This is a genomic window from Pyxidicoccus fallax (assembly GCF_012933655.1).
GTDB classification, from domain to species: Bacteria; Myxococcota; Myxococcia; order Myxococcales; family Myxococcaceae; genus Myxococcus; species Myxococcus fallax.
The window spans coordinates 1-10,866 of the sequence record NZ_JABBJJ010000391.1; the positions used below are offsets into that span (position 1 = coordinate 1).

8 protein-coding genes are annotated in these 10,866 nt (G+C 70.2%); 4 read left to right on the top strand and 4 right to left on the bottom strand.

Annotated features, from left to right (window positions below):
* The first annotated feature begins 32 nt into the window (after positions 1–32).
* From HG543_RS46040 to HG543_RS46050, 3 genes are all read left to right on the top strand, one after another.
* Positions 33–980 carry an FAD-dependent oxidoreductase gene (locus HG543_RS46040; protein ID WP_169351327.1) on the top strand — a complete coding sequence of 316 codons (948 nt, stop codon included), beginning with the start codon at positions 33–35 and terminating at the stop codon, positions 978–980.
* A 64-nt stretch (positions 981–1,044) separates the two neighbouring features.
* Positions 1,045–2,553 carry a poly-gamma-glutamate hydrolase family protein gene (locus tag HG543_RS46045; protein WP_169351328.1) on the top strand — a complete coding sequence of 503 codons (1,509 nt, stop codon included), beginning with the start codon at positions 1,045–1,047 and terminating at the stop codon, positions 2,551–2,553.
* 224 nt (positions 2,554–2,777) lie between these two features.
* Positions 2,778–4,388, top strand: coding sequence for a patatin-like phospholipase family protein (locus tag HG543_RS46050; RefSeq protein WP_246357777.1), 1,611 nt, complete (start codon positions 2,778–2,780; stop codon positions 4,386–4,388).
* A gap of 4 nt (positions 4,389–4,392) precedes the next feature.
* Here the strand turns inward: HG543_RS46050 and HG543_RS46055 are convergent, their stop codons facing one another.
* A complete protein-coding gene (locus tag HG543_RS46055) occupies positions 4,393–5,088 on the bottom strand; it encodes a HEAT repeat domain-containing protein (protein ID WP_169351329.1) in 696 nt (231 codons plus the stop codon).
* Between the two features lie 212 nt (positions 5,089–5,300).
* Between HG543_RS46055 and HG543_RS46060 the strand changes: the two genes are divergently transcribed.
* The gene (locus HG543_RS46060) at positions 5,301–6,626 is read left to right on the top strand and encodes an esterase/lipase family protein (protein WP_246357778.1); all 1,326 of its coding nucleotides are present in this window, start codon (positions 5,301–5,303) and stop codon (positions 6,624–6,626) included.
* 55 nt (positions 6,627–6,681) lie between these two features.
* Here HG543_RS46060 and HG543_RS46065 read toward each other — a convergent pair whose 3' ends face one another.
* The 3 genes from HG543_RS46065 to HG543_RS46075 form a co-directional block, all read right to left on the bottom strand.
* Positions 6,682–6,921: a hypothetical protein gene (locus HG543_RS46065; RefSeq protein ID WP_169351330.1), complete on the bottom strand. Its 240-nt coding sequence runs from the start codon at positions 6,919–6,921 to the stop codon at positions 6,682–6,684.
* A gap of 99 nt (positions 6,922–7,020) precedes the next feature.
* Positions 7,021–8,298, bottom strand: a complete 1,278-nt coding sequence (locus HG543_RS46070) for a hypothetical protein (protein WP_169351331.1) — start codon at positions 8,296–8,298, stop codon at positions 7,021–7,023.
* A gap of 1 nt (position 8,299) precedes the next feature.
* Positions 8,300–10,866: TonB-dependent receptor domain-containing protein (locus tag HG543_RS46075; RefSeq protein ID WP_169351332.1), on the bottom strand; the 2,567-nt coding region annotated here is incomplete at its 5' end.

The following is a 10,866-nucleotide window of genomic DNA, read 5'->3' on the forward strand; positions in this document are numbered from 1 at the left end:
CGCCCGGGGGGCAGGGGAGGTAGGGTAGGAGGATGTTCATCCTCGTCCTGGGAGGCGGTGTCTCGGGTTTGTCGTGTGGCATCCGGCTCGCCGAGGCTGGCCATTCCGTGGAGTTGTGGGCGCGCGAGGTATCGCCACACACAACGTCGGATGTGGCGGCGGCCGTGTGGTACCCGTACCGCGCCGGGCCACAGGAGCGCGTCAATGCCTGGGCGAAGCGCACGTACGGGGTGCTCCAGGCCCTGGGGCAGGAGCACCCCGAGGCCGGCATCCTGAGGGTCTCCGGCGTGGAGGCGTTCAGCGCGCCGGTGGAGGACCCGTGGTGGCGCGACAGCGTGCCGGACTTCCGCCGGGCGCGGCCGGAGGAGCTGCCGCCGGGGTTCGTGGACGGCTACGCTTTCAGCGCGCCCGTCATCGAGATGCCGCGCTACCTGCCCTTCCTCATGGCGCGCTTCCAGGCGCTCGGCGGGCGCGTCGTCCAGCGGGAGGTGCGCTCGTTGGAGGAGGCGTGGGCGCGCGCGCCGGTGGTGGTCAACTGCACGGGCCTCGGTGCTCGCGCGCTGGTGGGGGACGAGTCGCTGTATCCCATCCGGGGCGAGGTGCTGCGCGTGGAGCCGCCGCCAGTGGACCGCTTCATCTTCGCGGACGAGGCGGACCGCATCGCGTACGTCATTCCCCGCTCGCGTGACTGCATCCTCGGGGGCACGGCGGAGGAGGGGAACGCGTCGCTGGAGCCGGACCCGAGAGAGGTGGACGGCATCCTGGCGCGCACCGCGGGGCTGCTGCCGCCGGGGACGCGGGTGCACGTGGTGGAGCACAAGGTGGGCCTGCGCCCGGGACGTCCCGTGGTGCGCGTGGAGGCCGAGCGCGTGGGCGGGCGCACCGTGGTGCATGACTACGGGCACGGGGGCGCGGGCGTCACGCTGTCCTGGGGCTGCGCGGAGGAGGTCGTCGCGCTCGTGGAGGCGCACGGGCGCTGACGGCGCGGGAAGATTTCCGCCCCCCTTCGTTCGGTGTGCAAGGGCCGAAGGACAGGGTAGGGACATGCACGCCACAGCGCTTCGCTTCATGGGTTGGGGAGTCGTGGTTTCACTGGGGCTGACGGGCTGCGAGGGCGGCGTCCACTCCGCGAGCGCGGACGAGTACGCGAGCACGCGGACGCAGCTGCAGTCCGGGACGCTGACGCTCGGCAAGGGCACGAGCGTGGACTTCTCCGGGTACGGCTACTCCGAGCACTGCCACGTGCCGCAGGCGGTGCTCACGCAGCTGGGCAGCGGCGTGGGGCGGCAGCTCCGCGTGCGGATGGGCTCCGGCGCCGCGCTCCAGGAGGGCCTGTGCACCGTCACCCGCGCCACCGACGGCGGCACCGTGGTGATGCATGGGGAGGGAATCTCCCGGTTGGACATGGCCGAGGACGCGGGCGTGGTGCTCTCCGCGATGCATGGCGCCGCCAGCGACAGGAACGGCGTCACCTGGCATGCGCCCACGGATACCGAGGCCACGCTCAACAACATGCAGGTGACGAAGCCCAACGACGTCATCGAGCGGCTCGCGGATGACGGGCAGAACGACACGCTCATCTACACGGCGCCACACGGCGGCAACATCGAGATGAAGACGTCGGACCAGGTGGAGCTCATCGCGCCGGTGGCCACATCCAAGGTGTCCACCTGGCGGGTGAAGGGCTGGCACTCCTCGTCCGGCGACGCGAAGAACCACTGGCACATCACCTCCACGGACTTCAACGAGCACAGCTTCCCGAGCCTGGGCGCCGTCATGGGGCGTGACTTCCGATATGCCGTGTCGTTCCACGGCTACAAGGACGACCCCGAGCTGCCCATCGATATCCTGGTGGGAGGCCGCGAGGACCTCGTGTTCCGCGAGGGCGTGGCGGAGGTCCTCGACGATGCGCTGCGTGGGTCGAACCTCGTCGTGGAGCCCGACCCTCCGACGTTCAAGGGCAACGAGGAGTCCAACTTCATCAACCGCCTCGCGAAGGACCGCAAGGGCTTGCAGCTCGAGCAGTCTGCGACGGCGCGCAACGGCTACTCGACCGCCATCGCGAACGCGGTGAAGGCCCACTACACGTGCCTCATCGACACCACCGCCGAGGACACGCTGACGGTGTCCGGCGCGGCGGCGCAGGGGCACAGCGATGGCATCGTGTACCACGGCACCGGCTGCACGATGTACGCGGCCGACGTCACCGTGACGGCCCGCCCCGTGACGACGACGTACTCCGTCACCGCGAGCACGCCGCTGGCCGGACTGTCCCAGGAGGACTGCGCGAAGACGGAGTGGTACCTCAGCCTCTACCGTTGGTCGCAGACGGCGGGGCGCTACCACCGGGTGGGGGGCACTCGCGGGAAGGGCGCGTACGTGTCGGGGGCCTGCCAGCCCGTCTTCAAGGACAGCACGTACGGCGCGGTCACCTTCCAGGCGCCGCTCGGGGCCGCACCCGCGGACACGTACCGGGCGGTGGCCTGGGCCCGGCGCTACACGACGACGACGAACTACACGGCGCTGCCGGTGTCGGTGAACGTCGGGCCGTAGGGGCGGCGGAGGAGCGGGGTGCCCCTCGTCGGGCCGGCAGGGTGGAACCGCGTACGGCTGGGACGCACGGCGTTCCAACCGCACGCGGACCCGAGGGGCCGTCACCTTCCCGGCCTTGCTGACTCGACTGGCGCAGGGGGCCCTCTCGTACGGCATGGGCCTTGCTCGATAGCATCCCGGTATCGCCACCCCGCGGATGGGCACCCATCCGGCCGAGGACGCTCATGAGCCACGACGCCCCGTCTCCCGACACTTCCCGTCAGTATGGCCCGCTGGGGCCCCTCGCGCTGTCGCTGTCCGGCGGTGGCTATCGCGCGGCGGCGTTCCACCTGGGCACGTTGCGGTTCCTGGACGGGGTGGGGCTGCTGCCCGACGTCGTGGGGCTGTCCACCGTGTCGGGCGGCACGCTCACCGGTCTGGCCTGGGTGGTGAGTCAGGTCGACGGCAAGTCGTTCCCGGAGTTCTACGACTCCTGGTCGGCGTACCTGAAGCGGACGAACGTGATTGCCGAGGCGCTGAATGGCCTGACCTCGGACCGGGACCATGAGAGCCACAAGTGGGCCAGCCTCATCCGCTCCGCGGCGGACGTCTATGCGCGGCCCGACTTCCTCGGCGACCGCCGCTTTGGCGAGGTGATGGGCGCGAGCGGCCTCCGGTTCCAGGAGCTCATCTTCAACTCCACCGAGTTCCACACCGGCCTGGACTTCCGCTTCCGGCGCAGCAGTGACCCGAAGGCGCTCCAGGGCAACGTCAACTACAAGCTGCCGGGCTCCGTGGCGCAGCACGTCCGACTGGCGGACATCGCGGCCGCGTCGTCCTGCTTCCCCGGAGGCTTCGAGCCCCTGGTCTTCCCGCAGCAGTTCCACTGGTCCCGGGAGTTTCCGCTCGCGTCCGCGCTCGGGGAGCTGGGGCCGGGCTTCGACGGGGGGCTGCCGCTGATGGACGGCGGCATCTACGACAACCAGGGCGTCGACAGCCTGCTGATGGCGTTCGACCACGCGAAGACGGCGCCCACGCTGCTCATCTCGGACGTCAGCACGAAGGACACGCGGATGTACGACGTCCCCGAGAACCCGACGAAGCGCGGTTGGGTGACGCTGAATGGGGTCTCGTGGATGGGCTGGGCGATGTTCTTCCTGTGCCTTGCATCCGCGGTCTGCCTCGCCTGGCGCGGAGTCGACGACATCCGTGAGGGGACGTGGAACCCTGGGGACGCCTTGCTGTACCTCGTCCCCGGCGCGCTGACCGCCGCGGTGGCGGTGGCGCTGGTGTGGCTCCGCCTGCGCGTGAAGGACGTCAATGCGCTGCTCCGCAAGCAGATGGACCTGAACGCCTGGCCGTCGTTCCAGAAGCTCACGGTGCTGGAGTTCGCGCAGATGGTGGTGCTGCGTGGCACCTCGTTGCTGGCGCTGACGTCCAGCGTGTTCATGAAGCGGGTGCGAGGGCTCGTCTTCAACCGCGTGTACCACGACCCCCGGTTCGAGCACCGGCGCATGTCGAACCTCATCTACTCGCTGACGCTGAACCGTCCGCGGCTCTTCGCCGCGCATCCGTGGATGAAGCCTGGCCCGCATCTGGTGTCAGTGGCGCAGCAGGCCTGTCAGATGCCCACCACGCTGTGGTTCACGGACCCGGGCCAGTTCACCACGCTGGAGACCGCTGGAGAGGCCACCGTCTGCTTCGTGCTGCTGCGCCACATCCTGGAGCACCACCAGGGCCGGTACGAATCCCAGGGGCTTCCGCTCTACGACCTCTTCCAGCGGCTGCGGAAGGAGTGGGCGGTGTTCAACCAGGAGGCTCGCCCGTCCGAGGCCTCGCGGCCGGTGGCGGCGTAGCAGGTCATTGGAGCTTCCGCAGCGCCTCCTCCGCGCGGAAGCGAACCCCGAATCGAGGACTCCGGCTCGCGCGCTCCAGTGCTTCCCGGACGCCCTGGGAGGGATTGCCGATTTCCCCCAGGGACCACACCGCCGCGGCGGCGACCGGCTCGTTCGGGTCCTCCAGGGCGCGGAGCAACTCCGGAGTGGCCTCCCGCGCGGAGGCCCCCAGGCCGCCCAGCGCCTCCGCCGCGTCGAGCCGGACCCATTCGTGCGCGTCCTCGCGCAGCACGGCCCGGAGGACTTCGAGCGTGCGGCGATGGTCCGGGGCAATGCTGACCAATGCGGCAATGGCCTCGCGGCGCACCGCCACGTCCGCGTGCTTCAGTTGCTCCAACAGGTCCGGTGGTGGCTCTTCAGGGGCCTGTTCTTCCAGCTCCTCCGGTGCGTCCTCTCGCTCCACTGTGAGCACGTTGTCCGTGACGATGAGCGCGCCCCGGTCCTCCTCGTCCTCGCCCTGCCAGGTCACCCGGCCATTCAGCGTGTAGCCCCATGGCGCGAGGAAGCGCTCGATGAGGAGGCGCAGCCAGTCGTCGAAGTGGGGGAAGCCCTGCCAGCCATCCCACTCGATGAAGCGCGGCGCGCGCGTCACCGGGCCGGTGGTGCCGTCAGCCGCGGCTTCGTACTGCGTGTGGGAGGAGGGGACCCAGACGTAGCCCATCGGGCCGGCGACTCTGTCAGAAATGTCATTGAAGCTTCACGTGGGCCGGTGTGGTGGCGCGTGGGCGCGGCCTCGGGGCGGAGCACATGTGAAGAACTGAGCCGTCCATGGCCCTTCCATACGTGGTGCGCCCGTCACGCCACGACAACACTCTATCGGGGCAGGCAAGGGGCCGAGGTGTCGGCCCCCGGCAGGCCACGGCGGAGGTCGAGATGGCGAGACGTCCGAGGAACTCCGGGCACCCGGAGCAAGCGCATGAGCGAGGAAGTCAGGCCGAGGGCCGCGACCACCTGGTGCTCATCCCAGGCTTCGGCGGCTTCGATGCACTGGGCACACTGCGCTACTACCACGGCGTCACCGAGGTGCTGCGCGAGCTCGAGGCCACCTCGGAGCTGTCCGTGCACTACTTCCCCAACCTGCCCACGGCCAGCGTCCAGACGCGGGCCCAGCGGCTCCAGCTCTGGCTCGCGGCGCTGTGGGACCGGCTGAACATCCTTCCGGAAGACCGCATCCACCTCATCGGCCACTCCACCGGTGGGCTGGACATCCGCCAACTGCTCACCGACTACCGCGTGCAGTACGAGCGGGATGCGCGAGACATGGGCGGCTCCTGGCCTGCGGTCCTGGACAGAATCGTCTCGGCGCAGTTCCTCTCCACGCCCCATCGCGGCACCGCCCTGGCCTACCACCTGAGCCGCACGCGGCTGCGCCGCACGGCCTGCCGGGCCATCCTGCTCGGGGCCTACCATTCGCTGCGTGCGTCCGGCGAGTTCGGCAGCGGCCAGCTGGGCCGGCTCGGCAAGCTGATCGCGCGCTCCGCCCAGGCTCCCGACTGGGTGGACGCCATCCTCGACACCCTGCGCGGGACGTACATCGCCCAGGGGAGCCTCGAACGCGCCATGGCGCGCAGCGCCTATTTCGAGCTGCTGCGCTGGCTGTTGGACATGGGGACCGACTTCAACGCCATCACGGACCTGGACCCCTGCAAGCCGCCACAAGGTGCTCCCGCCAGCCCCGCCCACCAGGACGCGGAGGACTACACGGCGGACACGCGCTTCCTGCGCGAGCGCCGCATCCGTGTGCGCTCCATCGTCACCGTCGCCGCGAAGCCTCCGCCAGCCCAGGGGCGGGTGCCCACGCTCTACGCGTTGACGTACGGGCTGACGGCGCTGGACCCTCCCGAGCGGCTTCAGCTCCGCACGGTGCGCGAGTTGATGAACCCACGGCGTCAGCGCACGCTGCGGCCCACGGAGAATGACGGCTTCGTCAACTCCGTCTCCCAGGTCTGGCCGGACGAGACCCACAGCTTCCTCGTCGACGGTGACCACGCGGACGTCCTCGGCCACTTCCACTCACCACCGGCCACGCGGAGTGGGGACTTCTTCGCCTTCCGCCAGTACGACCTGCTGGGCTCGAATTCTGGATTCGCCGAAGGGGACTTCACCACGCTCTGGCGGAAGGTCGCCCACTTCGCCCTGGAGCGGACCGAGGCACACCAGGAGCAGTCCGACACCACGGTGGTGCAGTTCCCTCGGTGATGAAGACGGACGAGGGGCCCGGGCAAGCCCGGGGCCCCTGTGAGCCGGGAGCGACTCAGAGCGGGTTGAGCTCACAACTCTCGAGGCACGAGGCGAACTCGCTCCTGCACACCTCAAGCGGCTGCGTCTGGCGTTGGACGCAGAAATTGAATCGAGCCTCACAGCCCGCCTCGCACCGCGACAGGGCCTGGTCGGACACCGCCTCGTTCGAGGTGTTCTCCTCCACTCCGGCGCCGCAGCCCGTCAGCAGCCCCGCGGCCAGCATCACGCCCATGACCCATGTCTTCGCTTGCATGTTGTTTCTCCTGGAGAACCTTTCCGGGTGGAAGGGTTTTCCGAGGATAGCGGTGATTGTCATCCGGTTGCATCCGGAATGATTCCCGCGTGTCGGGCTTCACTCGAAGAGGGACAGCTCCGAGAGCGAGTTCACGACCATCGCCGACGTGCCACGCCACATGGGCACGATTCGGACGTGGCGGACCGTGGGTGAGCCGGACAGGGGGATGTCGAGGAAGTACCGGCCACGGTTCTGGAGCGGCGGGTCCCACGGACTGTCCGCCTGACTCTCTCTCCGGAAGCCGCGGCTGTTGCCCGTCTCGCCGTCCTGTTCCGTGAGCGTCCGCCGGGCCAGCTCGGTCCATTGGGTCCCGTCTTCGCTGCCCTCGATGACCAGCACATGTCCCGAGGTGACGAGATTGCGGACGACCACGCGAGACAGCCGCGCCGGGGCATCGAGGCTGACGCCCACGGGCAGCACGGGAGTCCCGGGCGCTTGAGGCCACAGCTCATGGGGTTTCCTCTCGGCGAAGTGTCCATCCGTGAAGGGGCAGGGCGCATCGAGCGCCGGATGACACGCGGCTCCCCGGCTGATGGGACGTAGCGAGCCCGTCGGAACAGGGAGCCGCTCACTGCGCCATTCGAGCCGGAAGTAGAGCCAGGCCTCGGGGCTCGTCAGGGGATAGCGATTCCAGGCGCCCGCGCTCACCACCCGCACCTGTGCCTCCGCGGCGGCATCCTCGACGAGCCAGGGCGCCAGGGCCCACGGTGAGGCGACCCCGTGCTCCTGCCACACCAGGCCCTCCTGCCCGTGGACCTGCAGCGTGGACAGGGGAATGAGCGGATCCTCCAGCCCGACACCCTCTTCCTCCTGCGGCTCGTCCACGGAGACCACCACGCCCTGGGGAGCCTCCGGCGTCGGTGGGATTGGCGCGAAGGTCAGCGCACGTCCGGTCGGCGCGTCCGCCCACGCCAGGTTCGCATCCCAGAGACGCATCACCGGAATCTCGGAGTCGCCCCCGCCCGTGGCGAGGGTGAAGGACGCGAAGGTGGCCCGGCCATTCTCCACGGGCGTCGCCACCCGGAAGCGCTCACGGAAGTTCGGGCGCAGCCGGGTGTCCTCTCCCTCCATCCGCGGGAGGATGTCCCCCGCGAGGATCTCCAGCGCGAAGGCGCCATTCGCATGCGTCTTCGTCATGCCGTACGGCGTGAAGTCGAGCGGCCCGAACACGCTGGGGGCACGTCCGCCCTCCAATGACAGCTCCGTGTCGCCGAAGGGCGAGCCATCCCCGCGCAGGGCGAGGCCGTAGATGAAGAGAGGGGAGTCGGGGTAGGGCTCGCAGCCCGTGCCGCAGAGGCTCACCAGCAGGAGTCCGGCGAAGAGGTTGGGGCGCATGTCAGTAGGTGCCTTTCAGCCCCAGCATGGGGAGGACGACGGGGAAGCCCTGCTCCTTGCGACGAAGGATGGGCGGGTCCTCCGGGGTGAGGCGCTCGGAGGTGTACTCGTAGAAGAGGACCTCCTGCTGGAGCGAGGCGTTCAGCAGGTCGAGTGAGAGTTCGAGCATGACGTCATCCAGGGTCCATGCCTTGGAAGCGCGCAGGTCCACGCGCCAGAAGGAGGGCAGGCGCGAGGCCAGGTCCCGGTCCTGCCGCACCCAGCGGGGATTCCCCTGCGCGTCCTCGGCGGCGCGCATGGGCTGGGGCGTCAGCTCGCCCGTCTCCGGGCGGCCCGTGTTGAAGTGCACCACCGCGCCCACGGTGTAGCCCCGGCCCAGCTTGCGGCTGACGGCCGCGTTGAAGACGTGCGCCTGCTCGAAGGCGAAGGGCACCGTGGCTCGCTCCGTCCCCACGAGCTGGTTCTGGTCGTCGTAGCGGGGGATGTCCAGCCGCCGCCGGCTCTGGAGGAAGCTGTAGGACGCCCAGCCGAACCAGTCCTCGCCGAGCGCGTGACGGGCCATCACCTCGAAGCCATACGCCTCGCCGCTCGCGGCCGGGGTCGTGGCTCCCACGCCTCCCCGGCGCCGGTTGGCGAAGACCCGCTGGAGGTCGAACTCCACCGTGCGTTGCAAGGGATTGTAGAAGACGTCGGCGCTCAGCTCCCACTTCGGGTGGGGTTTCCACTCGGCGCCCAGGTCGAACTGCATTCCCTCTTGAAGGCCATGGCGCAGGCCGGACACGTCCATCACCGGCAGGTGCAGGAGCACGGTGGGCGCCTGGTGATAGAGGCCCGCGCCCGCCTTGAGGACGAGTGACTCCGTGAGGGCATGGCGCACCGCGAGCCGGGGCTCCAGCGTCGTGAAGGTGGCTTCTTCCAGCAATTGATAGACATCCGCCCGCACGCCGGGAACGACCATCCACCGCGGCGACGGGCGCCACTGCAGCTCCGCGAAGGCCCCGCTCATCCGGGCGCCCGACGTGGGGCGGGTGAGCGGGTCGTCGTCGGAGAAGTACACGGAGCCGGCGGGGGCGCCCGTCCCGGTGGCGACCACGGTGGCCTCGCGGTGCTCCACGTCGCCACCGACGGTGAGCCGGAGCGACTCGCTCCACTCGCGCGACCAGCGGATGCGTCCCGCGAGGCTCTTCTCCCGCAGGCCATATTCCCCGAGCACCACGCGGGGAGGGCCTCGCTCGGAGACGAGGCTCAGCTCGTCCAGGCCCGCGGTGAGGCCCACCTCCAGCTCGCCTCCGGCGAAGGGGTGGGTGCCGCGCAGGTCCACCCGGTGGAAGCGGGTGATGATGCCCGAGCCGTTCGAGGGCCCCAGGGGCATGCCGTCGGGGAGCTGCCCCGGCTCCTCCGGGGCGTGCTCCGCCAGCTCATCCGAGCTTCCGAGGGCCAGCAGGCGCAGGCGTCCATCCCCCACCTTCTGCTCGACGCGGGCCTGGTAGTCCCAGAACCCGGCACTGAGGGTGCTTGAGCCCGGAGTGGAGAGGGCGTTGAGCACGAGGGAGGCGAGCAGCCCGGTGTAGCTCATCCGCCCGGCCACGGTGACGCTGGTGCCCGTGGAGGTGATGGGCACCTCCAGGAAGACGCCACTGTTGATGAAGTCCATGGTCGCCGTGGCGTGGAGCCGGTCCTCGCGTGGGCGGGAGAGGCGTCCCTCGACGGCGCCGCCGAGCAGGCGCCCGTACTGGACGGGCGGCGTGCCAGGGTAGAAGTCGAGCGTGTCGATGAAGTCCGGCTGCACGACGGCGGGGCCGAGGAGCAGGTGGTACAGCATCGGCACCCGGACGCCGTCGATGAAGAAGCCGGTGGACGCCGGCTGGCCGCCGCGGACGACGGGGTAGCCGAGCCCGGAGGCCATGCTGCCCACGCCCGGCATCAGCATGACGACGCGGAAGGGGTCTCCCTGCGTCCCGGGCACCTCGCGAATCTCCTGTTCGTGCAGGCTGATGCGGGTGACCTCGGTGCGCGGGCGGTCATCTCGCACCACCGTCTCGTAGGGGTTCACCCGGAGGGGCTCCAGCCGGTAGATGACCTCCAGCCGCTGCCCCGCGGTGAGCGACTCCTCGAAGGTGGCGGGCTTGTAGCCGGGGGCGCGCACCTCCAGGGTGTGGGTGCCCGGGGGAAGCTGGAGCAGGAAGCCTCCTTCCGCGTCCGGGTGGACGGCCTCCGGTTGTCCGGAGACGAGGAGCGCGGCGTCGGTGAGGGGACGGCGTGTCCCCTTGGCGCGCACGACGCCCCGCACCTCCGCCGTGAGCGGGGCGGCGTGGGCCCGGCCCCGGAAGACGTAGACGAAGGGCAGGCGCACCGCCACGGGCTGGCCGTGCAGCGTGGCGGGGGAGAAGCGCAGGCCCCGAGCGGCGGTGACGGCCGCGTCGTCGAGCCGGGAGTCCTCGCTCCCCGTCACCGCGGCCTCCGCCACCGCGCCCTGCTCGTCCACGAGCAGCTCCAGCGTGACGGTGCCCGCCGTGTCCTCGAGCCCCACGGGGTGGGTGGCGGGGGAGTCCGCGACCAGCGTGGGGG

Coding starts and splice junctions, on each gene's coding strand:
- HG543_RS46040 (WP_169351327.1), top strand. CDS start 33: ATGTTCATCCTCGTCCTGGGAGGCGGTGTCTCGGGTTTGTCGTGTGGC.
- HG543_RS46045 (WP_169351328.1), top strand. CDS start 1,045: ATGCACGCCACAGCGCTTCGCTTCATGGGTTGGGGAGTCGTGGTTTCA.
- HG543_RS46065 (WP_169351330.1), bottom strand. CDS start 6,921: ATGCAAGCGAAGACATGGGTCATGGGCGTGATGCTGGCCGCGGGGCTG.
- HG543_RS46055 (WP_169351329.1), bottom strand. CDS start 5,088: ATGGGCTACGTCTGGGTCCCCTCCTCCCACACGCAGTACGAAGCCGCG.
- HG543_RS46070 (WP_169351331.1), bottom strand. CDS start 8,298: ATGCGCCCCAACCTCTTCGCCGGACTCCTGCTGGTGAGCCTCTGCGGC.
- HG543_RS46060 (WP_246357778.1), top strand. CDS start 5,301: ATGGCGAGACGTCCGAGGAACTCCGGGCACCCGGAGCAAGCGCATGAG.
- HG543_RS46050 (WP_246357777.1), top strand. CDS start 2,778: ATGAGCCACGACGCCCCGTCTCCCGACACTTCCCGTCAGTATGGCCCG.